This is a genomic window from Halomonas sp. H5, assembly GCF_050613175.1.
Lineage (GTDB): Bacteria > Pseudomonadota > Gammaproteobacteria > Pseudomonadales > Halomonadaceae > Bisbaumannia > Bisbaumannia salifodinae.
Genome location: NZ_CP192510.1, coordinates 3,881,043 through 3,906,181 on the forward strand (window position 1 = coordinate 3,881,043; position 25,139 = coordinate 3,906,181).

Annotated in this window: 27 protein-coding genes and 1 tRNA gene; 7 read left to right on the forward strand and 21 right to left on the reverse strand. The window is 65.8% G+C overall.

Annotated features, from left to right (window positions below; genetic code table 11):
* The first annotated feature begins 48 nt into the window (after window positions 1-48).
* The 4 genes from ACQ1W9_RS17945 to ACQ1W9_RS17960 all read left to right on the forward strand — a co-directional run bounded on the left by ACQ1W9_RS17945 (window position 49) and on the right by ACQ1W9_RS17960 (window position 2,275).
* Window positions 49-125: transfer RNA gene (locus ACQ1W9_RS17945), tRNA-Pro, on the forward strand.
* A 356-nt stretch (window positions 126-481) separates the two neighbouring features.
* Window positions 482-1,120 carry a BRCT domain-containing protein gene (locus ACQ1W9_RS17950; protein WP_431024552.1) on the forward strand — a complete coding sequence of 213 codons (639 nt, stop codon included), beginning with the start codon at window positions 482-484 and terminating at the stop codon, window positions 1,118-1,120.
* An 85-nt stretch (window positions 1,121-1,205) separates the two neighbouring features.
* Window positions 1,206-1,718: a DUF4124 domain-containing protein gene (locus ACQ1W9_RS17955; RefSeq protein WP_431024553.1), complete on the forward strand. Its 513-nt coding sequence runs from the start codon at window positions 1,206-1,208 to the stop codon at window positions 1,716-1,718.
* A 302-nt stretch (window positions 1,719-2,020) separates the two neighbouring features.
* A complete protein-coding gene (locus ACQ1W9_RS17960) occupies window positions 2,021-2,275 on the forward strand; it encodes a hypothetical protein (RefSeq protein WP_431024554.1) in 255 nt (84 codons plus the stop codon).
* Between the two features lie 85 nt (window positions 2,276-2,360).
* On the opposite strand, the gene ACQ1W9_RS17965 is transcribed toward ACQ1W9_RS17960, so the two are convergent.
* The 19 genes from ACQ1W9_RS17965 to ACQ1W9_RS18055 all read right to left on the reverse strand — a co-directional run bounded on the left by ACQ1W9_RS17965 (window position 2,361) and on the right by ACQ1W9_RS18055 (window position 18,582).
* Entirely contained in the window at window positions 2,361-2,597 is a 237-nt protein-coding gene (locus ACQ1W9_RS17965; RefSeq protein ID WP_431024555.1) for a hypothetical protein, read from the reverse strand.
* Window positions 2,598-2,688: 91 nt separating this feature from the next.
* Window positions 2,689-2,943, reverse strand: coding sequence for a hypothetical protein (locus ACQ1W9_RS17970; protein ID WP_431024556.1), 255 nt, complete (start codon window positions 2,941-2,943; stop codon window positions 2,689-2,691).
* A complete protein-coding gene (locus tag ACQ1W9_RS17975; RefSeq protein ID WP_431024557.1) occupies window positions 2,940-3,284 on the reverse strand; it encodes a hypothetical protein in 345 nt (114 codons plus the stop codon). Before ACQ1W9_RS17975 ends, ACQ1W9_RS17970 begins: the two co-directional genes overlap by 4 nt.
* Window positions 3,285-3,451: 167 nt before the next feature.
* Window positions 3,452-3,739, reverse strand: coding sequence for a hypothetical protein (locus ACQ1W9_RS17980; RefSeq protein ID WP_431024558.1), 288 nt, complete (start codon window positions 3,737-3,739; stop codon window positions 3,452-3,454).
* Window positions 3,740-3,741: 2 nt separating this feature from the next.
* Window positions 3,742-4,851: a hypothetical protein gene (locus ACQ1W9_RS17985; protein WP_431024559.1), complete on the reverse strand. Its 1,110-nt coding sequence runs from the start codon at window positions 4,849-4,851 to the stop codon at window positions 3,742-3,744.
* 44 nt (window positions 4,852-4,895) lie between these two features.
* Window positions 4,896-5,405 carry a DUF1441 family protein gene (locus ACQ1W9_RS17990; protein ID WP_431024560.1) on the reverse strand — a complete coding sequence of 170 codons (510 nt, stop codon included), beginning with the start codon at window positions 5,403-5,405 and terminating at the stop codon, window positions 4,896-4,898.
* 364 nt (window positions 5,406-5,769) lie between these two features.
* Complete coding sequence (locus tag ACQ1W9_RS17995; RefSeq protein WP_431024561.1) at window positions 5,770-6,183, reverse strand: hypothetical protein; 414 nt, start codon at window positions 6,181-6,183, stop codon at window positions 5,770-5,772.
* Complete coding sequence (locus ACQ1W9_RS18000) at window positions 6,183-6,659, reverse strand: hypothetical protein (RefSeq protein ID WP_431024562.1); 477 nt, start codon at window positions 6,657-6,659, stop codon at window positions 6,183-6,185. Before ACQ1W9_RS18000 ends, ACQ1W9_RS17995 begins: the two co-directional genes overlap by 1 nt.
* A 1-nt stretch (window position 6,660) precedes the next feature.
* Entirely contained in the window at window positions 6,661-9,558 is a 2,898-nt protein-coding gene (locus tag ACQ1W9_RS18005; RefSeq protein WP_431024563.1) for a phage tail tape measure protein, read from the reverse strand.
* Window positions 9,559-10,160: 602 nt separating this feature from the next.
* On the reverse strand, window positions 10,161-11,945 hold the full coding sequence (locus tag ACQ1W9_RS18010; protein WP_431024564.1) for a DUF927 domain-containing protein: 1,785 nt from the start codon (window positions 11,943-11,945) through the stop codon (window positions 10,161-10,163).
* Entirely contained in the window at window positions 11,942-12,976 is a 1,035-nt protein-coding gene (locus ACQ1W9_RS18015) for a DUF7146 domain-containing protein (protein WP_431024565.1), read from the reverse strand. The genes ACQ1W9_RS18010 and ACQ1W9_RS18015 overlap by 4 nt, the downstream gene beginning before the upstream one ends.
* A gap of 8 nt (window positions 12,977-12,984) precedes the next feature.
* The gene (locus ACQ1W9_RS18020; protein ID WP_431024566.1) at window positions 12,985-13,545 is read right to left on the reverse strand and encodes a hypothetical protein; all 561 of its coding nucleotides are present in this window, start codon (window positions 13,543-13,545) and stop codon (window positions 12,985-12,987) included.
* Between the two features lie 50 nt (window positions 13,546-13,595).
* A complete protein-coding gene (locus ACQ1W9_RS18025) occupies window positions 13,596-13,877 on the reverse strand; it encodes a hypothetical protein (protein WP_431024567.1) in 282 nt (93 codons plus the stop codon).
* On the reverse strand, window positions 13,867-14,916 hold the full coding sequence (locus tag ACQ1W9_RS18030) for a DUF7673 family protein (protein WP_431024568.1): 1,050 nt from the start codon (window positions 14,914-14,916) through the stop codon (window positions 13,867-13,869). Before ACQ1W9_RS18030 ends, ACQ1W9_RS18025 begins: the two co-directional genes overlap by 11 nt.
* Window positions 14,916-15,521, reverse strand: coding sequence for a hypothetical protein (locus ACQ1W9_RS18035; protein WP_431024569.1), 606 nt, complete (start codon window positions 15,519-15,521; stop codon window positions 14,916-14,918). The genes ACQ1W9_RS18030 and ACQ1W9_RS18035 overlap by 1 nt, the downstream gene beginning before the upstream one ends.
* Window positions 15,518-15,820: a hypothetical protein gene (locus tag ACQ1W9_RS18040; RefSeq protein WP_431024570.1), complete on the reverse strand. Its 303-nt coding sequence runs from the start codon at window positions 15,818-15,820 to the stop codon at window positions 15,518-15,520. Before ACQ1W9_RS18040 ends, ACQ1W9_RS18035 begins: the two co-directional genes overlap by 4 nt.
* A gap of 14 nt (window positions 15,821-15,834) precedes the next feature.
* Window positions 15,835-16,188, reverse strand: a complete 354-nt coding sequence (locus tag ACQ1W9_RS18045; protein WP_431024571.1) for a hypothetical protein — start codon at window positions 16,186-16,188, stop codon at window positions 15,835-15,837.
* A 100-nt stretch (window positions 16,189-16,288) separates the two neighbouring features.
* Entirely contained in the window at window positions 16,289-16,975 is a 687-nt protein-coding gene (locus tag ACQ1W9_RS18050) for a hypothetical protein (RefSeq protein WP_431024572.1), read from the reverse strand.
* 281 nt (window positions 16,976-17,256) lie between these two features.
* Window positions 17,257-18,582: a tyrosine-type recombinase/integrase gene (locus ACQ1W9_RS18055; protein ID WP_431024573.1), complete on the reverse strand. Its 1,326-nt coding sequence runs from the start codon at window positions 18,580-18,582 to the stop codon at window positions 17,257-17,259.
* A 485-nt stretch (window positions 18,583-19,067) separates the two neighbouring features.
* On the opposite strand from ACQ1W9_RS18055, the gene ACQ1W9_RS18060 reads away from it, so the two are divergent.
* The gene (locus ACQ1W9_RS18060; RefSeq protein WP_431024574.1) at window positions 19,068-19,481 is read left to right on the forward strand and encodes a hypothetical protein; all 414 of its coding nucleotides are present in this window, start codon (window positions 19,068-19,070) and stop codon (window positions 19,479-19,481) included.
* Between the two features lie 182 nt (window positions 19,482-19,663).
* Here ACQ1W9_RS18060 and ACQ1W9_RS18065 read toward each other — a convergent pair whose 3' ends face one another.
* Window positions 19,664-19,897, reverse strand: coding sequence for a hypothetical protein (locus ACQ1W9_RS18065; protein ID WP_431024575.1), 234 nt, complete (start codon window positions 19,895-19,897; stop codon window positions 19,664-19,666).
* Between the two features lie 116 nt (window positions 19,898-20,013).
* Between ACQ1W9_RS18065 and ACQ1W9_RS18070 the strand changes: the two genes are divergently transcribed.
* On the forward strand, window positions 20,014-20,808 hold the full coding sequence (locus ACQ1W9_RS18070) for a redoxin family protein (protein WP_431024576.1): 795 nt from the start codon (window positions 20,014-20,016) through the stop codon (window positions 20,806-20,808).
* 156 nt (window positions 20,809-20,964) lie between these two features.
* Complete coding sequence (gene rapA, locus ACQ1W9_RS18075; RefSeq protein WP_431024577.1) at window positions 20,965-23,898, forward strand: RNA polymerase-associated protein RapA; 2,934 nt, start codon at window positions 20,965-20,967, stop codon at window positions 23,896-23,898.
* 257 nt (window positions 23,899-24,155) lie between these two features.
* Here the strand turns inward: rapA and ACQ1W9_RS18080 are convergent, their stop codons facing one another.
* Complete coding sequence (locus ACQ1W9_RS18080; protein WP_431024578.1) at window positions 24,156-25,058, reverse strand: TIGR01777 family oxidoreductase; 903 nt, start codon at window positions 25,056-25,058, stop codon at window positions 24,156-24,158.
* Window positions 25,059-25,139: the final 81 nt, after the last annotated feature.

Consider the following 25,139-nt stretch of genomic DNA (forward strand, 5'->3'; position numbering starts at 1 on the left):
GACGAATGCGTATAATGCGTCTCCGTTGAGGCGCCAGCCCCAACGCGTCGGAGTATAGCTCAGCTTGGTAGAGCGCTGCCTTCGGGAGGCAGAGGTCGTAGGTTCGAATCCTGCTACTCCGACCAAAGAACATAGTAAAAACCGCCGCTTAGGGTCACGACCCAGCGGCGGTTTTTTGTTGCGCATCCATCGGGTCAGCAATGGGTCAGTAACCGGCAAGCTCGGAATCTAGTCTTGGAGGTCGCCCAGGGTAACCGGGGGGCGTTTGGGACTGGATACACCGGGTACAACGGATACAGCGCCAGCAAACCCGCATGGTTGAGTGGCTGGCGAGATTCGCTGAGTGGATACGATCAGTGCCCCGTACCCAATATGAGTGGATACACCACCAGGGGCGACGGCGCGGGCAAACCTCACCTCCCTTTGCCAAACTACCCTACGGGCCCATGGCCCGCAGGGAACAATAACAAGGGAGAATACGATGCCTATCCAACTCGATCCCCACGGCCAGCCGATCACGCGCCGGCTCAGCATGGCCAGGAACGCCACCCGGGATGCCAATGAACTGTGCGGGCTGGCCCGCGGGATGCTCGCCGATGGCTCGGTGAACCAGGCCGAGGCCGAATACCTACTCCAATGGCTCGGAGAGCGTCCCGAGTCCCTGACCGTTTGGCCTTTCAGTGTGCTCTTCCCGCGCCTCGAGGAGATGCTCACCGATGGCGTGCTGGATGGCGATGAGGAGGCGGAGTTGATCGGCCTGCTGCTCGACTATACCGGTGGTGGCTCCACCCAGGGCGGCGCCAGCGCCAGCCGGCAACCCTCGACTCTCCCCCTTTGCGACCCAGCGCCGGATGTCGTCTTCGAGAGCTGTAACTTCGTTCTGACTGGTCGCTTCGTCACCGGCACTCGCCGCGAGTGCGAGGCGGAGATCATCCAACGCGGCGGACAACCCCAGAAGAGCCCCAGCCGCGCCACTCACTTCGTGGTGATCGGCGACCTGGGCAGCGAGGACTGGGCCCAGTCGAACTACGGACGCAAGATCCAGCACGCCGTGGAACTGCGCAGCGATGGCCGCGACATCCACTTGATCAGCGAGCGTCATTGGGCCAACTGGCTATGACTCCAGTCCCCACTTCCATCGGCGCCGTCACTCCGCCGCCCCGCTGCTACTCTAAATAAGTTGAGAGTACGCAAAGGGGCCTGCCATGCAATGGCTCATCATCCTGATGCTGCTACTGGTGCCGTCTATGGCCCAGGCCGTCAACCGCTGCGAGATCGACGGCCGCACCGTCTACCAGAGTCAGCCCTGCCCACCCGAGGCCGAACAACGCGCCCTGGAGGGGCAGGTGTCGTCGATGGCCGGCGGCACGGGAGGTAGTGGCGCCCACCGCCCCGCCTATGGTGCGGCGGAACGGCGCATCCAGCGCCAACGCCAAGAGGCCGCGCAGCAAGCTCGCACCGCCAACCGGCGTCATGCCGAACAGCGCCGCCAAGAGGAAGAGCAGCGCGAAGCCCGCCGTCAGGCCCGGCGTAGTGGCATCGTTGCCCAAGGCATGAGCGAGCGCGATGCCATCCGCATGTATGGTCGACCGGATCGCACCAACATCAGCCAGTCGGGCGGTGGCACCTGCCGCCACCTGCACTGGAGCGACCCCAGACGCTCGGTCATGGTCTGTGACGGCGAGGTTCGCAGCTCCTACGCCCAGGGCGTGAGATAGCAGCGCCAGCCCCACACCACACCAGCACACGCCGGAAGGTTGTCATGATTGCGGTATTGCGGGGCGGCGAACTACGGCAAGGCCCGCAACGGCGCAGCCTCCAGATGAATGTCAACGCGACAACAAAACAACAACCTCCCCCTGGAAATCGCTCGTAAATAGCCGAAACCCGGGCCTCTGCGTCCCCGCGGGGACCCTCCCTCTCCAAGAAGGACCCGTGAAACATCCAGTCAGTAGGGTACTCGCTGGCGAGGTGCGCCCGACCTATCCTGATGGCCAGGTACCGCCGGGAGCATCAGAGCATGGCGCAGAACAAACTCGATGAGCAGAAGAGCCAGGCGGCAGCGTGGTTTTTCATCGCCGCGGTCGCTATCCCGCTAGGCTTTGGCGCTTGGTTCGGCTGGCCTGGCCCCTGGTGGGCCTATCTGGTCGCTGGCGGTGTAATCTTCACTGCAGGCCTGAGCGGCTGGGTACAGGCGACCCAGCAGGATGACATCCACCGGGCGATCATGGAGCAGAACGAACGCGATAAGCTCCGGGACAAAGATCAGGAGTAGATCTCTTCGCGGCGGCGTTCATGCCCCCCCTCCCTGGTGCTCATGGGTGTAGCGCTAACGCAGAGCTACACCCGTGCGCCCGGGGTTACCGCGGCCGGTAACTGTCGAAGCGGCTGGGCTCGCGACCCGGCTCCAGGTCGGCGTCGAGCTCAGCCTCCAGGGCCTCGAGGCGCTTCTCCAGCCACCGGGTGGCCTTCTGGTCACCGCGGCTCACGGCCCACACCAGTCGGCGGTGCAGGCGCTCCCGCTCCACCTCAAGGCGGTCGCGGCGGTACTCAGCACCATCGCGGGTCTCCTGGTCGAATAGGTCACGCTTGGGCATGGCTCGCTTCCTCCAGCAGTGCAGAAAAAAGCGCCCCCGAGGGAGCGCAATGCCCGGTGACAAGCCGGGCGCCCTGAACTAACCATGGGCATCAGGGTTCGGGCCAACGCTGCTCGAGGCTGGGCGAGACATGCGCGCACCAGCGATCGGCACGCTCCTGCAGGGCCTCACGGTCTTCACCGAACAGGCGGGCGAACCGGCGGCCACCGCGGGTATAGAGTTCGACCTGCTGCTGCCGGCACCGGTCCAGCGGTGTCGCGTAGCGCAGGTCTGGCCGGTCCAGCTCGTCCGCGGTGTGCCTGGTGGGGTTGGTGACGATGGCTCCACGGGGTCGGGTAATGATCATGACCGCGCCTCCTTCCGACCATTGTGCCGGTCGTAGATCTTCCGATAGTCGATGGCCTTACGGTGCCCGCCCTCGGGTGAGTGACCGTTGAAGATATGGCTGCCATCATCGCGGGCGGCTGCCACGTCGAGGAGGTATTCACTGGCGCGAGCCACGGCCATGCCGTTTTCAATAAGCTTGACGGCCACCTCCCATGATCCACCCGTGGTCATACATGCCCGAAGAATTGCCAAGCTGCGCGCCTGCTCCGCTTCCACAAGCTGTTTCACCGCCACGCCGCCCCGTTCTTCCCAGCGGGCCGCGGCAAGATGCGGATCCTGCTGTATCTGCTCGGCCGACATCCTGATCGGTTCGCCCAGTTGCTCAATCCGTGCAAGGGCACGAGCCAGATCAGTGGAATCTTGGCCTGGGCCACCAGGGTTGGACGCCGGCGGTGTCTTGACGGCAGTCGGGTTTGCCTGACTCCCAGGGCCTCCTACATACGGCTTCAGCTTGATCCTTGGCTTGCTCATTGGGCCCCCTTCCGGCCATTCTGCCGAGCGTAGATTTTCCGGTAGTCGATGCCGGTGCTCCCCAGGGCTCTCGCGGCGGGTTTGCCGTTGGCCTTGGCGTACACCACCAGCGGGTTGAGTGCGGCGTTGACCCGCTGCTGACGGGCGCGCGCCTCGGCCTCCTCGCGGAGGCGTTCAACCTTGCCTTCGGCCTCTTGGGCCGCGATGCGCTTCATGGCTTGCGCCCGGTAAGCGGCACGGTAGGCAGCGCTGGCGAACGGGCTTCTTCCATTCTGGGTGGTCATGGTCACTCCTCCCGGCCATAGGCGCTGATCATCAGGCCATCGCGGTTGAGCAAGTCGGCCTCCCGGTGGTAGTGGAGGTAGGGCAGCGTCACCTCGAGGCGAGCGGGGCCGTAGGAGCTGCCCGGCTCGGCCTCCTCCAGGTCGGCGTAGATCTCGGCCAGGGCCTGGAGGCGCTGTTGGGCAATGCGCTCGATCTCCGCGACCATCTCGCCTTCGAGGGCGGCCAGGTCGGCGTGCCGCATCCGGCCCAGGGCCTGGTGGTAGGCCCGGCTCAGGGTCTCGAGGCGGCTGTCGGCCTGCTCCAGCTTGCGCGACATGCCGCGGCGGGCGGCCTCCTGACTGCGGTGATCGGCCTGCTTCTGCTCGAGCGCTTTGCGGGCCTTGTCCGCCTCGCTCTTCGCGGCCTTCACGTCATCGGCAGCGGCCTCACCCATGGCCAGCAAGGCCTCCGCTTCGTCGAGGCGATCCTGGGCGTCCTTCTCGGCTTCCTTCGCCAGCGCCAGCGGGCTGTCGTCGGCGGTCATGTTGCCCAGCGTCTTGGCGATCCGGTCGCGCTCGGCGGCTGCGGCGTCACGCTCCTTGCGCAGGGCGGCCAGGCTGGAGGCCGAGGCCTTCGGCGCCTTGGCCTCCAGGGCCTCGAGACGCTGATCCACCTCGCCGCGGGCTTGCTCCAGGCCGGCGACCTCGTCACGAGCCTGCTCCAGGGCCGTGACGGCGTCGCGCAAGTTGGTCATCAGGTAGGTAACAACGGCGCGGCGTTCCTCGGACTGGATACCCCAGTCGGAGCTTTGCATTGCGCGGCGCAATATCTCGAGCAGGTGGGCGGCCGCAGCATCGTAGTCGCCGTTCTCGCCACGCACCACGGCACGCACGTTCCGGGCAGCCTCATCACCCCGCACAGCGTCGCGGTCCAGATCGCCGGGCGTAAGGTGGTTATTCCAGGCCTTATCACACAGGTGCTGGATACGCCGCTGGGCGCCTTCCATGCGCTGGCGGGCCTCCGCTAGACCAGTGATCTCGGCGCGCTCCTCCTGAAGCTGGTCGAGCTGTTCAAGCCAGTTGCTCCAGCTCTCCGCTGCCGCCGGCGCCTTGCTCTTCATCGCTGTGCTCATGGAGATACTCCTCTTCGGTTGCCGGCGGCGCCGGCGGTGTGCCGTCACGCTTCCGTGGCGGTATCGTCTTCGTCATCGATGATCGCGCGGTATATCTGCTCGCGAAGCGCATCCGTTGCGCGCTCCACCAGCTCGATCGCTTCCGGCGCCAGCCCGGCATCCCGTTCGAGCATGTCGGCCAAACCGTCAAGGCCGAAGGCCACCGCCTTGATCAGGGCGGCCATTTCCTGATGTACCTCGCTCACCGGGACCAGTTGGCGCATCTCGCGCTCCACCTTCAGTCGCTCGTTCTCCGACTGGAACCAGGCCTTGCGGTCCTGGGGCATCAGGTCATCGACATCGATCCCGCCGCCGGCAGTTGGCCGGCGATCCGCGGTCATGGCATCCACCACGTCGGCCAGGCGATACACCGAATTTCCGCGGCGAGTGCCGGCCGGAGGGATGGCCGCCTCCTTGATCACCATGGCCACCGTCCGGCGATCACGACCCAGCGCCTCGGCAATGCGGCTGATCGACCAGTGGTAGGCTTGCTCGCGTCCAATCACGTCGCCCATCGTGTGGCCTCCAGCGCCAGCAGCGCCCCTCCTTCACCTGTACATCGATGCGGCCAAATCCCGTGCTGCCATGTACAGCTCGCTCAGGTCGCCAGGCCCGCCATCACGGGGTTTGTGGCCACCTGTGGTGGAGCACCCAGGGAGGCCGAAATTTTCTCGAACTCCGGGGCTCTGCGTCCCCGCGGCCGGGGGTTACCCTCCCAGAAGGACCCGCGATTTTTCCTCCAGTGAGTGGGCCAGCAGCCCGGGCCCCAGCACTCCGCCGCCGTGGCCAGTACGATGGCGAGACGATGCCGGACAACCCGGTAACGCTTGCCGCCACGAGCCGAGCCGCACCACCGATCATGCCCCCGGCCCTTGCGTCTCACCCCCCCGGGCCCTCAGACGAGCGGGATTGGCGCAGCAGGTGGTCCATGAGCTTGGCTTCACGCTGGGCCTCGACCTGGTGGTGGACATGGTGAGCCAGGGCCCGCATCTCCCCCAGGGAGCGGTTGAACAGCCGCAGCACTCCCTCCCCCTCGGCTTTCCCTTCCGGGGTGTAGGCGTAGTCCCGAAGCGCATCGGTAAACGCCATGACCGTGGCCTCGATCTCCAGGGGAGTGGTGTTCGCCAAGGCAGCGCCGGCAGTGCATATTTCCGGGCAGTTCACTCCCGGGCAGCGGCCCCCCAGTTCTCTGAGGCTGTTCAGGGCTGCCACGAACTGCTGATGGTGGTAGCGGTGCCGAGCGAGGGCGGCCTCCCGCCGTTCGCCCAGCTCGCGAATCAGGATCTCCGACATCAGTGAAGGCCCCCCGGGTGGTTTCCCGATGGGCCCATCAGGCGCTGTGCCTGGGCGCGCAGCTGTGCCGCCTCCTCGCTTGCCGCGCTGGCTTGAACGGCGGCCTCTCGCATTGCCTCGATCAACTGCATGGTTCGAACCGAGAGCTGGTTGATTGCCTGTGCTTCGGCATCCCCCCCGGGGGTTAGGGCTCGCGCCTGCAAGGCGTCGGTGAAGGCGAACAGCGGGCTGCTCATTTGGTCGGCGGGGGCGTTCGCCAGGGCCTGGCCGGCGGCGCGGGTCTTGGGGCACGCCACCCCCTCACAATCCCGCACCAAGGCACGCAGCGCCGCCCGGTGTTCCTCGCAGCGCAGCCGCTCGGCCTTCAGCTCCCGATTCTTGGCTGCCAGCTCGACCACCAGGCGGCGGTATTCCGCCCGCTTGCTGGGATGAACGTGGCCACCGATCCCCCCCGGAGGGTTCATTTTCCTGGTCATGTCAGGCACCTCCTGGGTCGGGGTCAGGATCGCTACCGCCCGTGCCGCCAATCCCCAGCAGGAACTCGGCGCCTTCGGCGTTGGCACGCAGCTGAACCTTCTCGAGGATCTGCCACATGATCATTTCCAGGGCCGGCTCCAGGCCGTCGCTGTCGATCTTGATCAGGCCATCGCCGTTCTGCAGAGCCTTGGTCTTGGCCTGCATGAATTTGATCGAGGCCTCGATCTGCTCCTTCTGGAGATCGAAGGCCTCGTCCCGGGCCTTACGCTCGGCCGCGATCTGTTTATCCAGATTCAACTGATCCCAACGCCCCACATCACCGCCGAAGCGGAGTTGGAACAGCCCGAACTCGCCCCCCAGCAATTCGCCGGTACTGGTGATAGTGGTGTTGATCGATTCCATGATGGACTCGAACTTGCGGGTATCGGCCTCGAGCTGGGCGATACCCAGCTCAACGGCCAGCTCGATTTTGCGAATCCGCTCGTTGCTGGCCAGGCTCTCAAGTTCAAGTTTGTAATCGAGTACGGTCTGCCGGGCGGCGAGAATGGCCTGCTCGCTGTTGAGTACCTCGCCGGCCAGTTCTCTCTGGGACAGGGCGACGCGATCGCTCTCGTTGCGCATGCCTTCCAGCACGCGGGTCATTTCGTTGTAGGTGTCCTCGTCGATCATCCCGGCATCGAATTGGCTTTGCACCAGCCGCAGAGCCTCGTCGATCTCGCCCAGGCCGCGGGCCACCTGGTAGGTGTTCTCCCCTACCCGCTCCCAGGCCTGCGAGGTGCCGTCCAACGAGTCGATGTGGTCCCAGAGCGTGGTGGCATTGGTATCGAATGCCTGGGTGGCCAACTCGGTGCGCAGGCGGGCGCTTTCGGCGGCCGCGGTCCACTGCTCCCAAGCCTGGAACCCACGCAGAATGGCAGCCCCTGTCGAGTCGACGGCTTGCCCCACGTCCCCAGTGGCGCCGGCAAAGTTGGCCACCTGAATGGCAGCATCTACCGCCTCTTCCGACACGCGGTCGAAGTCAGCCGCGGCCTCGTCGCCCCAGCCAAAGACGTCGCTCAGGCTGTTGTAGGCCCGGGCAATCTTCTCGACCTGGAACAGCGAGAACTCGGTGGCCACCCGCTGCGCGCCCTGGATCTGGTCGAGCTGATCCAAGGCATTCCTGAAATTGAAGCGGAACTCATTGAACGCCAGCGCTTCCTGGTAGAGCTGCTGCAGGGCGAAGATGGCGGCGCCAGCAGCGCCCACCAGGCCTAGCGCCCCAGTTCCAGCCAGCCGAGTAGCCATATTGCCGATAGACGACGTGGCCAATGCCACGATGCCGTTCCTTCCGGCCAGGGCCCCTACGGCACTAGTCAATGTGCCCAGAACACCCACCACCGGCGACACCACCAGCGAGAAGCCGCCCAGCACACCCAGCCACTTCTGCGTTTCACTATCCAGGTCGAGGAAGGCCTGGATGACCGGCGCCACCACGGCAGCGAACCCGGCGAACACCTCGAAGGTGCCGGCCGTGAACTCCGACAGCGCCCGGAATCCATCGCCCAGGCCTTCGATAACCGCCTTCACATCATCGACGCCGATCTCCACGTCTTCCAGGCCGCCGAACACGGCTTTCAGGCCATCGCTGAACCCGCTGTAGTCGGCCTCGGCCAGGGCCTGGGGCAGCGCCTGGGCCACTTGCAGCGCCAGCCGCTCGATCTCACCCAGGATGGGCGTGACCTCGGCGAAGAAATCATCCAGCACACCGGCATCGGCGGCGGCCTCGAACTCGCGGAACACCTCGCCGATGGCGGTAATCACGCCGGCCAGTTCGTCCTTGAACTGCACGCCGATGGTGCGCGCCAGGTTCTCGAAGGCCACGGCGGTACGTTCGCCCGCTTTCTCGGCGGTGCCCAGGCGGGTGGCCACCTCTTCGGACACGGTGGCTGATTCTTTCATGGCCTTGCCCACATCCACCGTGGCGTCGTCCAGGGCTTTCAGCACCTCGACCATCTTGGCCGACTGCTCAATACCGAACAGCTGCTGGGCCACGAACAGGCGTTCCGACTCGGCCATATCGGAAGTGGCATTGGCCACGTCAACCAGGATGTCGTTGCTATCGCGCAGCACGCCGTTGGCATCGCGCTGGGCCACACCGATGCTTTCCAGGGTCTCGACCACGGGGGCGCTGTCATCGCCCAGGCGTAGCAAGCCGGTACGCAGCGCGTTGGCTGCCTCGGGGCCCGACCGGAACACCTCGATGACCGGGATTAGCAGGTTGGCCGTGCCCTCGAAATCCAGCCCCATCGCCGAAGCAATCGGGCTCAGCCGGGCCATGCCCTGGGCCAGTTCGTCGACGTTGGTGGCGTAGGTGTTACTCGAGGCGTTGAGCACCTCGAGCAAGTTGCCGGCCTCGCTGGCCGGCGCTCGGAAGCCCTTGAGGGTGGATACCAGGTACTCGCTGGCCTGGGCCGCCTCGATGTCGCCGGCAATCACCAGGTCCAGGCCGGCGCGCACCAGGCCGAGCGATTCCTCGGCGGTAAAGCCAGCCTGCTTGTAGGTGGTCATCGTCTGCAGCAGCGTGGTCGATGACTCGCCGTAGGTGTTGGAAAGCTCGGTGATCTCGCGGGTGAATTGCGAGACCGAGCCCTCGCTGTCGTCCAGCACCTTGGCCAGGTCCGCCTGGGCGGCCTCGAACTCGATAGCAGCGTTGTAGGCCGTCACTCCGTAGGCAATCGCCAGGGTGGCCGCCGCCGCCTCGGCGGCAAGAATGCCGCGGGTCAGGCTGGCCAGTGGCGCCACCGCGGTCTCCACCCGGTTGGCGAACCCATCAATCGACCGGGTAGCCGAGGTCACCCCAGCGCCCATCTGGTCCACGCCCTCGAAGATAATCGCTACCGTTTTCTCGAGATCGGCCATCGGCCCGCTCCTTCATGTTTCAGCGCCAGCAAGGGCTCCGCCTATCAATTGCGCTGGAGTCGCGACTCCCGCTGCTCCGCCAAAAACAGGAGCCATCCGGCAGCGTCAACGTCCCCCTTGTCTGCCAGTTGATCGAGCATCTGGTAGAGCTCGCGACAGCGGCGGGCCGAGGGAACGACGTTCCGGCTACGTGGCTTGCGCGTCACAGCATTCATGGCAACACCCAAGGTTTCATATGCCCGATTAATGTAGGCATACGTAGACATACAATCCATATCTTGTTGTTTTGTTTGTAAAAATAGCGACAACGCCGCCGCTCTAGCGACAGCCAGCGATATTCACAGCCATTACGGGTAGGGCTCTCGAGCCGGGTCGAGGGAGGGGGTCAGCGTGACTTGAGGCCTTTCGGCTGGGCGCCAGGCCATCGCTTCCGGGCTTCGGTCAGGGCCTCATGTCCGGGCACCGTGCAAGGCAACAGGAGCACGACGGTGTGATCCTGCACGCGGAAGCGCCAGCCATTGAGCTGGGATCGCCGATTCTGCACGGGCGGTGCGATGGAGTTATCGCGGATGTGCTCACACACTTGCTGTACCCAATCCATGTCACGCCCCCTCGTCGGCCTCCAGGATTGTCGTCGGCACGGCATACAGCTTGCGGGGGCCGGTGTGCCCCGGGATGCCTCGCACCTGGCAGGTGAAGCGGCCACCCTTGCCCTCGGTCAGCAGGTAGTCATGATCGGCCAGCCAGCGGGCCACGCGCCGCGGTCCGAACCCCTGACAGGCTTCTTTCCAGCCGTCGGAGGTGAACAGGAAGCAGTTGATGCCGCGATGTTCCCCCAGGTAGCCGGCGCGATCGCGGGTCGGTACCGTGCGGGAGGCCCCAATTAGCGGAGTGAAGCGTGACTCACCGTGGCGCTCGAGGAAGGCGCGCACCTGCTCGAGGGCCCGGCGGGGCTCTTCATCGCCGCTGGTACCACGATCGGCCAACCACTCGCGGAACATCACGGTGCAGGCGGTGGTGATCTCCTCGGCATCCCAGTCGACGATGCCCCACTGTCGGGCCAACAGGCCGGCGGTGACCACTAGGGCAAACTTATCCCCCACCCGGTAGACCTGACCGCTGGCACTAGCCGGCAGAGCACGCTGTCGGAAATGATCGCGGGTGCGGGCATAGGTCTCCCGCGCCAGCCGCTGCTGACAGGCAAGGTGATCGATGAAGCTTGCCGCGGCGTGGCCGTAGTTCTCACGGGCCGCCAGGTCGATGCAATTGGCGAAGGCCTCACCGCTGTGGCCATGGGTCTGGTTGAAGGCCCCCAGGCCGGCGCCAGCATCGGATGGCAGCACGATGGCCCGCACTGCCTGACCTGCATAGGAGCGCCCGCCCTCGCTGGCGATATGATCGGCGGTGGTCAGCTCGCCGGTGGAGAGGAAGATCAGGCGCCAGCGGGCTCGCTCCCGGGCCACGCCGGTCTCCTTCGCGCGGCCCTTGCCGCGGCCCTCGGCCAGCATGTAAACGACCTTGCCGGCCGACCGGGGATCGCACTGGTGAAGTTCATCCAGGGTCAGCAGACCGTCGCTACGGGTGGTAGCGATGCCTTCGAGGCCGTTGGCGGTGTTGTTCCAGCTCTCCAGCAGGGCGTCAGGGTCGCCCCACACCGAGTTCGCTACCGTCAGGATGGTGGTCTTGCCGCTGCTCGACTCGCCGTAGAGGTGAAAACCGAAGCTCTCCTTCAGGTGGCAGGGCGCCAGCAGAGTGGGGGCCAGGGCGGCGGCCACGCCGAATACCAGGCGGGTATTGCCCCGGCACCGGGCCGCGACCTCTCGCTGCCAGGTCTCCAGGGTACCGGCCCGCCGGTAGCCGTCGGCGGCATGGTCGGCCCGCTGGTAGACGAGACGCTGCTGGCTGGGATTGCCCAGTACCCGGTCCGGCAGCACATAGGCATCACCGTGCCAGCCGGTGCGCTGCGTGGATGTCATCAGCCGGCCTTCCCGGGCGCAGCGCTGGGCGGCCAGATTGATGTAGTTGGTCAGCAGCCGGTGAGCTCGCTGGTTGGCATCGATCATCAGGCCCATGTCGAGCAGGATGCCACGCAGCTCCTCGGCGCTACCCTTGAGCATCGAAGCGGGCATGGCCCACTCCTGGGTAAAGCCAGTGTCGGTCGGAAAGCGCAGCAGGTAACCGTGCCCGCCGGAGTGCGCGGCCGCCGTGCGAGCCACCACCTCCAACTGAGTGCAGATCCTGGTCGGGCGCGACTCGCCCTCGCCATCGGCGCGGGACTCGTAGACCAGCCAGCCATCCTCATCGATCGAGAAACCGTCAGGCATGGTGGGTAGGCCGGTCAGCTCCCGGGCCTTCTGCATGGCTTGGTGTATGGCACTTGCCGTCATGGGCGGCCTCCTGTGCTGCATAGAACATCGAGCCAGTCGAGGCCCTTGGTGTGGGGCGGTATGGGGCCGGGCGGCAGGCAGACCCTGACCCTCAGCCCTTGGCGGGCGAGGCGGTGTCGCAGGGTCCAGGCCGCTTGCTGGCCGGCGCCGCTGGCGTCCCGATCGGCCATGATCCACACCGCACGGACGCCAGGCGGTGGCCCCCAGCGCGCGAGGCCGCCGGCGGTGACACAGGCCCATACCGGTAGCTCCGGGCGCGCCACGCGAACGGCCAGGGCCGTCTCGATGCCCTCTGCCAGCGCCAGCTCGTCACCGGCCAGGGGATAGAGAGGAATGGCCGCCCCCTGGGTAGCCCGCTCCCAGGCCGGCCGCGCCAGTTTCTTGGGGCTCTCTACCGGGGCCTTGCCCTGGCCATCCCGGCGGAGATAGGTTCGATGCACGCTGACCAGCTGGCTGGCAGGGGAGCGCACCGGGGCCACCAGGGCGGGGTAGTCGCCCAGATGCTGCGGCCGGTCCTGGTCATCGGGCTGCCAGTACGCCAGGCCAGGGTGCGCGCGCCACCCCGGCGGCAGGTCGCCGCGGGTGATGAGTTCTCCCAGCCCCCGGTGATGCAGATAGGCCTTCGCGATGTCGCTCTTCTCCAGCGGCACCCCGGGCGCCAGCATCTGCTGCAGGCACTTGAGCCGATCGGGGCGGGGCCCTGGCGGCGGTAAGTCCCGGGAAGGTGGAGGGCATCGGCGCCGTGCGGGAGCCGGCGCCTTGAGGCCGAGGCGGGCCGCGATGTCCCGGGTGGCCTCCTCGACCGATTGGCCGGTGATCCGGCGCCACCAGGTCAGCCCATTGCCGGCACCGCACTGGTTACAGATCGCACCACCGTTGCTCTCCCAATCGGGAAACAGGCGGAAGCGGTCCTTGCCGCCACAGGCTGGGCACGGTTGGTGGCGTCGATGCGTCCAGTAGCGCAACTCCATCACCTGGGGGAGCAACCTCCCCCAGGTGCCTTGGGCTCGCTCCAAGTCGTGCCAGATCATGGAGACCTTCAGGCCGACGCTTTAGCGTGTCTGCCCATCATCACCTCAACCCAGGACTCGACATGGGCCTCGGTGGCATCCAATCGATGAATAACCAAGTACAGTGCAGGTACCGGAGTCATAAGCGCATCAACACACTCGAGCCTTTCTATTAGCCAGCGAGTCATCTGCCCTACAGCCCCCAGATGAGAGAATAATGCCTCTCCCGCATCCACCGCATCCGAGCCGGTTTCATAAGGCCCCACGCATGACAGCCGCCGCTGCTCAAAAACGGTCAGACCTCTAGTGTCGATGGGCTGATTAGCCCGACTTGGATCCACCTCCAGCAGCAAACCTGCAAAACGGCTAGCCAAGGCAATCTCCTTCGCAATATATGAGACAGCCATTGCGGCATGTTCCTCTGCCAAAGGCGCATCTGGGCCGGGATAGAAAGCCTCAACGCTTGAGTCCGTCTGGGGATCCTGGGAGATAGGAACAAGAACCCCAGCCAGTGAGTCCAGGGAATCCTTGATCTCGGCCATGATGGCCGGAGCGGTCTGCTCTGTCTGAATTTTGGTAACGGAATTCATGTCAGGCACCTCATACATATAGAGTGAGAAATCAACTCATGGCATTGGAGTCATTCCTGGGATGAAGCCGGTTGATATACGTGATAAGGCTTCCCCATCTCGTCGGCCAGATTCTCCAGATACTCGCCAACCACTTGTACCGCGGAGGCTAGGCCGAGCGCGCACCACTCCTCGTCCTCGACGAAGTGTCCGCTCTCCAGGGCCCAACCGAGACTCAGCAGGGCGGAAGAAGCTCGACCGACTTGGCGAGCGAAGTCCTTTGCCGGGGCCGGGGCCGGAACTTCGCGGACTTCCACTCCGGTGTTAGGGATCTTGGGGGCTTTACTGGTCATGGTGATTACCTCCTTCCTCGCGCTCCCATAGCTCGGCCATCAGGTCGTCGCCATTGGGGAGATGGGTGTGGATCTCGCGGCCACTGAAGGTCGCGAGGTGGATTACCGCCAGGGCGTCTTCCTGCAGTTCCAGGTCGAGCGCTCGCAGGCGGTTAAGCTCGAAGGGCCACTCGGGGGCGTTGTAGAGCGCCAGCAGCAGGCGCCGGAGGTGGTGGCTTTGGCCGCTATGCTGCTGGGCTGCGGCGGCGACGCGCTCCAGGGCGGGGATACCAGCCGCCAACGCTTGGGCTTCGTGGTTCTCGCTGCGCTCGAAGGCATCGGCGAGCCGAGCGGCGCCGCTGTTGCTGTCGGTGGGGGTGACGGGTGGGCTGGGCTCCGTCGAGGGGCATGACTGGTTCCTGACGGCTGCCCGGGCGGCATCTTCCCAGGGCCCCGGGGTGCCTAGGGCGTAACGGGCTGCCAAGTGCTGCTGCCATGCCGGGTCATCGGTGTGCAGACCCAGTAGCTCGAGCACCCGCCGCACCCGACCGATGCGGACCCACTCGCTGGCCGAGGCCAGCGTGGCCGGTTGGCTATCGGGGTGATCATCGTGATGCTTGGCACACCACTGGCGACCGTTGTCCCAGCGGATCAACTCGACATCGTCGGCTGCCTGAGCAATGGCCTGGGCCAGGGCAGTGGTGGCTTTCGAAGCTGTCGTGGTTGTGCTGCTAAGGAGTCTCTCCTGGGCGAGCACCGCCGCTCGGGCAGCCCTTTTCCATGATCCAGGAGTGGTACAGGAAAAGCGTGTCGCCAACACCTCCTGAAAATCAGGATCATTGGTTAGCAGGCCTCGCAGCTCAAGGACCCGACGCACCCGACTGATACGTAGCCATTCTTCGGCCAGGCAAAACTTGACCGGTGGGCGATCGGGCTGGCCGTAATGATGCTTTACGCACCACAGGTCCAGGTCATCGATGCCCCAGGAAATCAGCTCGACATCATCGGCGGCCTGGGCGATGGCCTGAGCCAGAGTCGGAGTGGTGGCGGGCATATCCATCAGCACACCTCCGGGCCGAATAGGTCGACGGTCACCGGGGCATGGGCGCCAGCAGTTGCGCGGCAACCAGGCATTGGCAGGCGTGACCAGGCGGCCACGGTGTTGGGTGTCAGGTGGTGGAGGTTGCAGAAGGTGCGCAGGGCCTCGGCACGGCTCGCGGCGATGATGTCGCCATGGATCGGGGTGCCAGGAACGCGGAAGCGATACCGGGCCAGTGGCTGCCGGTAGCGGGGAAAGGCGACGTATTGAACGGACGGAGTTGGGGTGGGGTATGCCATGGCAATGGCTCCTGTAGTAGCGGTCTCGATTTCCGCTTCCCCGACGCCAATCAGGGAGGGCGGAACCGTGCGGCGTTGGCGTACCGGCCTACAGGAACCGGCGCGACCGAGGTCGCCACCGCACGGCCCGCCCATAACAGGCCTGCCATGCTGCGGACACAAAAAAACCGCCGATTCAAAGGCGGTGTGTCCGCCTGTAGGTTTCGGGACGCCAATCCCGCCTGCCGGCTTTTTTACGGCATTGGCTGAAGCGTAGCCCCACCCCGATGGCGCAGTCAACGCTTGAATGGCATGGGGCACCCCCAGTGTGTTCAGCGCCAGCATCATGCCGGCTTCCCCGAGGTCAGGCCCAGCCGCTTGGCTTCCAGAGCGGCCAAGGTCTCAGCGGCCTTCTGCCGATCCTCTGGCGCCAGCCAGTAAACCTTGCAGTTGTAATCTTGGCCGTGGCGGTTTGTCAGGCGCCGCCATTCGCGCTGCACATCGATCTGGTACCGCTTCTTGAGGCTTGAGACCACGGTGTTGAAGTGGCCGACTTCCAGTAATCGAGACGCATACTGGCCGGTCGTACTCTCCACCTCCAGCAAGTGGCGCAGGGCGCGCTCCAGTACGGTAGGGCGTGAAGACATGGCTGTGCCCTCCTTTACTGGACAGTGGGCTCGCCGGCCAGGGCAGCGGCGGTCGAGCGGTACACGCCCGACTCCTCGAGCCAGGCCTGGATGTCACTGAAGCGGTAGCGCACTTGCCGGCCGCGCTTGATAAAGACCGGGGCCGGCCGGCCCAACAGGGTGCCGGAGCGGCGAGAATCCCGGCCGGTGCGCGGGGAACAGGGGATCAGGAAAGGGAAGACCTGGCGCTCGCTGAGTTCGATCAGGTGCGGCGCCAGCCCAGCGCGCTGAGCCTCGAAGATCTCGGACAGGATCCGGCCACGCTCGGTGAGGTAGTCAGCGGGGCTAGTGGTGGCGGGGGTGTCTTGGGGGGTGCTGAAATTGGGCATCCTTCGGCCTCCGGCGTCGTGGTTGACGTTCAGGGGGAAGGATGAGCGGTTGGAGGTTCTGCAACATTCCCGGGATTATTTGCTTTTCGGGAACATTCTTCTACTGGACTCGCTTACGCCTTGCTGCACGTTTCCTCAACTCTGGGCTATAGGTCTCGTGATAAAGGTTGTAGAGAGTCTTCGGCTTCATGCCGTACTTGGGTGCCACATGGTCGAAAACACACTCCTTGCCGCTGGCAGCAGTAGCAAGATTTATCGTGAAGCGTTCCGGCTGCTGCCAGCGAAGTAGAAACGCTTCCTCGCATGCTGCGGCATTACGCTCAGCATGCCGCTCTACTTTCTGTTTTTCTGGCAGCCCAGCGCTCTGCCCAAGGAAGGCATCCTGCTTTGCCAAGTAGGCATATACAGCGGCATGAATATCACTGCGGGTCTGAAATTGTGGCGGTATGGCGGTAGTGGCAATTACCAGTGATGCCAATAGAGCACCAGCCTTATCTCCGTACTCATCGCTATACACTCGGCGCCACTGACCTGCCAGCTCTTGATCCTCTTCCACATCCTCAATTGCCTGAGCCAGCCTATTGTCCTCCGCCAAAGTCATCCCACCGGAATGGTAGTAGGCGTACCGGTGCAGAATCGCGGCGATGAAATCCGTTGGTGCTGATCGTTCGCCGGTGTGTTGCCCTAGGTATTCCGAAAGGCGGTCCAAGGCAGCCTCGAGTGCCAACTCAATGTCCTTGAACTCGTCCACCGCGGGCCCATCATCCGAAGGTTGCGATGTAGTCATGGTCCACACTCCCCAGTGTGATCCCCAGGAAGGCTAGCTGGCGTAGCGGTGGGGAAACCGCCTTTCGGCCCGTCGGCCTAGCCAGCTTTCATCATCGTGAACCAGGGCCAGCGTATTGCCAAGCCTGGGTGGCCCTGTACCCAGTAGTAACCACTATTTATAGAGAGATATTTTATTATTGGGTACGCTTGAACCGCTCTATATCGGGCCTTCTCTGTCGCCGCACCCGCTGTACCCGGTGTATCCAGTCAAAACAGCGCCACGCTTCTCTATTCTCGTCCTCATCCGCCGGCAACATCCTGTTCGCTGTCTTCCTGACCCGCGCCAGCATCCTCGGCCTGGCCGGATAGCAGCGCCTGGTAGTCACGACCGAGCCGGTTCACGAACTCCCGCTTGTGGTCCGGGGCCAGGTGGCCGTAATGCTCGATAGTGGTCTGGATGTCAGCGTGCCCCATCAGCCGGCTGACGGCCAGCAGATCGGCGCCCTTCATGATCAACTGGCTGGCGAAGTTGTGGCGCAGGGTGTAGAGCTCGAGGTCGGCGGCCAGGGCCTCGGAGATCCGCTCCTCCTTGGCCAGACGCGCGGTGTGCTCCTTGATCCGCCGCCAGGGCTTCCCGATGGCCGTGGAAGAGTAACGCCCTCCGCTGGCCGGGTTGGTGAAGACATAGCCCGCCGCTGGCTCATCCAGTTGCCCATGCCACGCTTTCAGGACGGCGACGGCCTCTGGCGAGAGCGGGAAGGTCTGCGGCTCAGGCCGCTTGTGGGCGGTCTTCTCGATCACCTTGCGGATCGTGGCGAAGGCCAGGTTGACGTGCTCCCAGCGCAGGCCATGAAGATCACCTGGTCGAAAGCCGGTGTAGAACATCAGCGTGATCAGCGGCACGGCATAGTCGACGTAGGGCACGTTATCGAGGTCGGGCAACCAGGGCTTCCCGTGGTAGCGGCTACGGCGGCGCTCCGCGCGTTTCTGTTCTTGATAAGCCTCGAGGCCGGCGAACAGCGCGACCACCTCCGAGTCCTCCAGATACCGCCGGGAACTGGCAGCCTCTGCCAACTCCTCCTCGGTGAGCGCCGGCCGCTCCAGCTTCACCCCCTTCAACGGGTTGGCCGGGATCGCACCACGTTCCGCCGCGACATTCAGCATGGTGTTCAACGCCCCATAGGAGCGCTTCAGGGTACTGAAGGCCAGGCCTCCGGCTTCCTTTTCGGCCTGCCAGCGGTCCACATCGGCACGAGTGAGTGAGACCATCGACTTGTCCAGCCACGCAGCGAAGTCGCGGCGAATCCTAGCCAGGGTCTCATTGCCGTTCTTGCGCCGCGCCTGGTAGGCCGTATAGGGGCCATCGAGATAGGCCACCAGCGTCTGCTCTTCCCGGTGCTTCTCTTCGGCCCGGGCGACCTTCCTCGCGGTGAGAGGATCCCCGCCTTGGTAGACTTCCGCCAGCTTATTCAGCGCCAGCTTGCGGGCCTGATCTGCGGTCAACGCCGGATACCGCCCCAGGGTGAAGACCCGCTCCTTGCCCGCGGCATTCCGATAGAGGATGCGCCAGCTGGTCACCGACCGTTTGCGCACCATATGAAGGCCCGTCAGCTCGGCATCCCACATGCGCTCCTGAGGACTGGCGTCCTGGTGGAAACTCGCGGCCACTTTTGCCGTAATCTTGGCCTTGCGACGGGCGTCATTGCGCGTCCTCGGAGAAGGGGGTGTAGCCATGGCCACCTCGCCGGGTCAGTACAGGGTCAGCAAACTACATGATAGACCAACGTCAACCGGCGACATCGACAGCCAACGCAATTGACCATAATCAACTGTTATTCATAGAATTATTTGTGATCCGACGACGTTTATCGACGCCCGAAATACATGGCGAATTAGCCTTCGGGAGGCAGAGGTCGTAGGTTCGAATCCTGCTACTCCGACCAGAATTCCGGGAAACGCCCGCTCATCGAGCGGGCGTTTTTTGTTGCCCTCGAGAACCCCCGCACTTATAGAATAACCCCCGCCAATCGTCGCCATGGCCAAAATCCAAGGGCCGAATTCCCGCCGCTGGGTCAGACTGAGGCTAACGCCATCGGCCGGAGGTGAGTGCGATGCAACGCCTGTCCCTGGAGGATGCGGTACTGCGCCTGAGAGAACTGGGCCCCATGGAGCAGTTCTGCACCAAGGTGCTGCGCCTGCCCCTGATCCTGCGCACCGCGCGCAGCGCCATCTTCGAGCTGAGCAGCGACGAGCGCGGCCACACCCAGGTGTTGATGCTACTGGAGGACACCCCGGAGCCCAGCCCCCGCGAGCTGACCCTGGAGGTAAGCGAAGACGAGTTTCCCGCCGCCTGTGGCCAGCTGACCCGGCATGGCGCACGCCTCTTCGAGAGCGAGGGCAGCTATGCGCCGGGCTGCGCCTGGCGGATCCTCTACTGCACCCTGCCGGAGGGCCATCGGCTGCGGGTGATCAGCATCGACCCGACGCGCTGCGCCCCGGGAATGGGGCGGCTGGGCGGCGCCTGAGCCCCTGAACCGACAGTCGCCCGACTCCTGATGGGATGCGCCATTGGTTGCGGCGATTCAGTCGCCGCCGTCACGATGGGCGGCATCGCGACGCTTGCGCCGTTGATTGGTTGCGGCGATTCAGTCGTTGCCGTCGTGATGGGCGGCATTGCGACGCTTGCGCCATCGATGGTTGCGGCGATTCAGTCGTTGCCATCGCGATGGGCGGCATCGCGACGCCTGCGCCACTTGTTGCGGCGATAGAGGCGCGCCACCGCGATGCCCAGGGCGAAGGCCACCATCACCGCCAGGGTCACGCCCTGCCAGTAGCGGGCGCCCTCCTCCATCAGGGTGCCGAGGGTGATGATGGTGATAAAACCGATGGCCTGGCTGGCGATGGCCAGGGCACGCAGGGTATCGAAGGCCGGCTTGGCCATGCACAACTCCCGTCGCTGGTGAGTGACAGCCCCTCTCGCGGTCAGTAGGCTAGCGCTGAAACGCCCATTGTAGCGCGGCCGGCCCCGGCCGCCGAGCCTGCCCCGGAGCCCCCGTCATGGATGCCATCGCCCTCGGCCCCGTCCTGCTCTCCCTGCCCCGGCTCTACGCCATCGCCGCGGCCCTGGTGCTGCTGGCGGCCAGTTGGTTCCTGCTCGGCCTGCCCCGCGCCCTGCACGCCCGCTGGTTCAACGGCCTGCTGCTGAGCTGGCTGGTGGGCGCCCGCCTGGGCCATGGCCTGATGCACTGGGAGACCTATGCGGCGGCGCCCCTGGACCTGCTCAAGCTCTGGCAACCCGGCTACCAGGGCCTCTGGGGGCTGCTGGCGGCGCTGATCTGGAGCGCCTGGATGCTGCGCCACCGGGTGGTGCGCATGGGCGGCGCCATGCTGTTGCTGGTGGGTAGCTCGGCGCTATGGCTGGCGCTGGTCACCTGGCAGCCCGGCGCCAAGCCGCTGGCGGTGCAGGCGCTGCCCGACCTGACCCTGGAGCGGATCGACGGCGAAACCGTCAACCTGCGCTCCCTGGCCGGCGAGACGGTGCTGCTCAATCTCTGGGCCACCTGGTGCCCGCCCTGCCTGCGGGAGATGCCACTGCTGGCCGAGGCGGATGCCCGGGAGGGGGTCACCGTGGTGGTGGCCAATCAGGGTGAGGACCTGCTCCAGGTGATGCGCTACCTGGACGACCAGGAGCTCGACTTCCGCTACGCCCTCCTCGATCCCCACCAGGAGCTGATGGTGCGGGTGGAATCGCCGGGACTGCCCACCACCTTGCTCTTCGATGCCGAGGGACACACCCTCCGGCACCATGTCGGCGAGCTGACCCGGGCCCAATTGGATCGCTGGCTACGCTAGCGCCTCGCGCCGGCCACCTCGGTGGATCAACGGCGGATCCGGCCTACAGCCAGGCGCCACTTTCCGGTACCATACCGCGCCCTGCCGCCGCCCCCTGCGCGAGAGCCCGGGCGGCGATGAGCCATTGGCAGCATCCTGTTGATCATCCGAGGCATCATGAGCGAATTTTCTCCCGGTCAGCGCTGGATCAGCGACGGCGAAGCCGAGCTGGGCCTGGGCACCGTCCTGAACTGTGATTTCCGCACCGTCACCGTGCTGTTCAGCGCCAGCCAGGAAACCCGAACCTACAGCGTGCGCCAGGCGCCCCTGACCCGCGTGGCCTTCGGCAGCGGCGACCGCATCCAGGCCGCCGAGGGCTGGTTCCTCACCGTCGACGACAGCAAGGACGCGAACGGCCTGATCATCTATATCGGCGAGGATGACGACGGCGAGCTGCGCGAGCTGCCCGAGGTGCGCCTGGCCGACACCATGCAGTTCAACCAGGCCCGGGACCGCCTGCTGACCGGCCAGGTGGATCGCAACGACTGGTTCGACCTGCGCTTCCGCACCCTGCACCACCATGCCCGCGTCGAGCAGCACCCGGCCCTGGGCCTGGCGGGCCCCAAGATCGACCTGATCCCCCACCAGCTGTATATCGCCGAGGAGGTGGCCGGGCGCCATGCGCCACGGGTGCTGCTGGCCGATGAGGTGGGCCTGGGCAAGACCATCGAGGCGGGCCTGATCCTGCATCGCCTGCTGCTCAGCGGCCGCGCCGAGCGCGCCCTGATCCTGGTGCCGGACAGCCTGACCCACCAGTGGCTGGTGGAGATGCTGCGCCGCTTCGCCCTCAAGGTGACCCTGCTCGACGAGCATCAGAGCCTGGCCCATGGCGACGCCAACCCCTTCGACAGCGGCCAGTTGGTGCTGGCCAGCCAGCAGTGGCTGTTCGCCAACCCTCACCGCCAGGCCCAGGCCGAGGCCTGCGACTGGGACCTGCTGATCGTCGACGAGGCTCATCACCTGGACTGGTCACCGGAGCAGAGCGGCCCCGGCTACGCCTGCGTGGAGCGCCTGGCCGGCGCCATCGCGGGGGTGTTGCTGCTCACCGCCACCCCGGAGCAGATGGGCGTGGCCAGCCACTTCGCCCGCCTGCGCCTGCTCGACCCGGAGCGCTACCAGAGCCTGGAGCGCTTCCAGGCCGAGGAACAGGGCTATGTGAGGGTGGCCGAGGCGATCGATGCCCTCGAGCAGGAGAGCCTCGATGCCCAGGCTCGGGATCGCCTCGGCGCCGTGGTGGACGATGCCGACAGCGAGGCCCTGCTGGCGCTGCTGGCCAACCCGGAGAGCGACGCCGACCAGCGGGCTCGGGCCCGCGCCCAACTGCGCGAGCAACTGCTCGACCGCCATGGCACCGGCCGGGTGATGTTCCGCAACAGCCGCCGCCATGTGGGCGGCTTCCCGGAGCGCCGCCTGACGGTCACCCCCCTGGAGGCCCCCAGCGCCTACCGCCGGGTGCTGCGCAAGCTGGATCGCGACGAAGACTACCTGGACGAGCTGCTGATCGAGACCGGCCTCGACCACCCGGAGGTGCTGCTCTATCTGGATACCATGTACCAGGCCCAGGCGGACGATCCCCTGAATGCCGAGCCCTGGTGGCAGTTCGACCCCCGGGTCACCTGGCTGCTCGAATATCTGGTGGAGCACGGCGACGACAAGGTGCTGGTGATCGCCCACGACAAGGCCACCGCCCAGGGCCTGGCCGAGGGCCTGCGGGTGCTGGGCGGCGTGCATGCGCCGGTATTTCACGAGGACCTCTCCCTGGTGGAGCGGGACCGGGCCGCGGCGGCCTTCGCCGACGCGGAGGAGGGTTGTCAGGTGCTGGTCTGCTCGGAGATCGGCTCCGAGGGGCGCAACTTCCAGTTCTGCCATCACCTGGTGATGTTCGACCTGCCCCAGCACCCGGACCAACTGGAGCAGCGCATCGGCCGCCTCGACCGCATCGGCCAGCGCCACCCCATCGAGATCCAGGTGCCGGTGTTCACCGGCAGTCCCGGCGAGCGGCTGCTGCGCTGGTATCGGGAGGGCATGGACGCCTTCGGCGCCCCCCACGGCGTCGGTAACGACCTCTTCGCCGCCTTCGGCGATGCCCTGGCCGACGCCCTGCTCGACGACGAGGGCCTGGAGGAGGTGATCGCGGAGACCCGGGCGCTGTTCGAGAGCCGCCTGGCCGAGCGCGACGCCGGGCGCAACCGCCTGCTGGAACTCAATGCCTGCCGCCCGGCCCGGGCCGAGGCCACCGCCGCCGCCATCCGCGAGCTGGACGAGGACAAGGTCCTGCCCCGCTACCTGGATCAGGCGCTGGATATCTTCGGCGTCGACAGCCAGGAGCTGGGCGGCAAGATCCTCCACCTGCGCGCCGGGCCGCAGATGCTCGACGGCCTGCCGGGGCTGGTCAAGGGCGAGGAGGGCTTCTCCGCCACCCTGGCCCGGGACGTGGCCCTGGCCCGAGACGACGTCCAGCGCCTCTCCTGGGAGCACCCCTTGCTGCGCGAGATGATGGGGCGCATCCTCGACGGCGCCATGGGCAACACCGCCCTGGCGCTGCTCAAGCATCCGGCGATTCCCGCCGGCCGGGTGATGGCCGAGCTGGTCTTCCGCACCCACTGCCCGGCCCCCAAGAAGCTGCATATCAACCGCTTCCTGCCGGCCACGGCGGTGCGGGTGCTGCTCGACGAGTCCGGCGCCAACCTCAGCGACAAGGTCTCCTTCACCGGCCTGGCCAAGAACCTGCAGAAGGTCAAGAAGGCGGTGGCCCGGGACCTGATCAAGAGCCGCCACGAGCAGCTGCGCGAGCTGCTCGACAAGGGCGAGGCGGAGGCGGAGCGGGAGCTGCCCTCCATCGTCGAGGCCGCCCAGCAGCGCATGCGCGACGGCCTCGACGGCGAGCTGGCTCGCCTCAGTGCCCTGGCCCGCCATAACCCGGCGGTACGCGAGGACGAGATCCAGGCCCTGCGCGACGAGCGCGCCGCCCTGGACGCCGCCATCGAGGGCACCCGGCTACGCCTGGATGCGGTGCGAGTGATCGTCACCATCGATAACGAGACCCGTTAGTCTCCTGAAGGCAGAACGCCGCGCCCATCTCGGGGCGCGGCGTTTGTATCGTGCCGATTAACTGGAAAGCCACTAGCAGTTAGCAACCTTTGTGCCCAAACCCGGGGCTATCCTGGGGGCAGGCCGTCGCGGGGCGCTGTGAACCCTTCCCTGGGCGCTACTTTTGCCATCCATGGCAAAAAACCCCCGCTCCATCCTGCCCCCAGCGCCCCTCAGCGATTCCCGCGGTAGTAGCCAAGGAGCTTACCCATTTGGCGCTAGCCGAGAATCTCCGCCAGGGCCCGATCCAGGGTCGGGTACTCGAAGCTAAAGCCCGCCGCCTCGAGGCGATCCGGGCGCATATCCGCCCCGGTCAGCAGGAGGTCGGCCATCTCCCCCAGCGCCAGCCTGAGCACGAAGGCCGGCGCCGGGAAGATCGCCGGGCGCTTGAGCTGCCGCGCCAGGAGGCGGGTAAAAGTGGCGTTGCGCACCGGGGTCGGCGCGCTGCCGTTGAAGGGGCCGCTCAGGTCCTCCCGGGTCAGCAGGAACTCGATGGCCCGTACCAGGTCGAGGCGATGAATCCAGGGCATGAACTGCCGGCCATCGCCGAAGCGTCCCCCCAGCCCCAACTTGAAGGGCGGCAACATCTTGGCCAGGCTGCCGCCGTCCCGGTCCAGCACCAGGCCGGTACGCAGCAGCGCCACCCGCACCCCTAGGGGCTCCGCCTCCCGGGCCGCGGCCTCCCACTGGCGACACAGCCGATGGGCGAACTCGTCATGGGGTGGCGTCTGCTCGTCGACCCGGGTATCGCCCTGATCGCCATAGAAGCCCATGGCCGAGCCGGAGACCAGCACCCGGGGGGCGGCCTGCCGTTCCACCAGTCGCTGGCAGAGCGCCACCAACTCGCGGGTGAGGGTCAAGCGGGAATCGACCAGCCGAGCCTTCTGCGCCTCGCTCCAGCGCTTGCCGGCGATGGACTCCCCGGCCAGGTTGATCAGCCCCTCGGGGCGCGCCGAGTCGGCCTCCGCCACCCGCGACACCACCCGCACCTCCGCCGGCAGCACCCGGCGTGCCGCCTGGGGATCCCGCGAGACCACCCATAGCTCGTGCCCCGCCTCGACCAGGCGCTGGCACAGCAGGCGCCCCACGAAACCGCTCCCCCCGGTGACCAGAATGCGCATGCCACTACTCCCTGGAACCGAAACAAGTTATACAATGATTGTACGGTTTTGTTAGTCTAGCCGATATCGCCACGCTGCCTA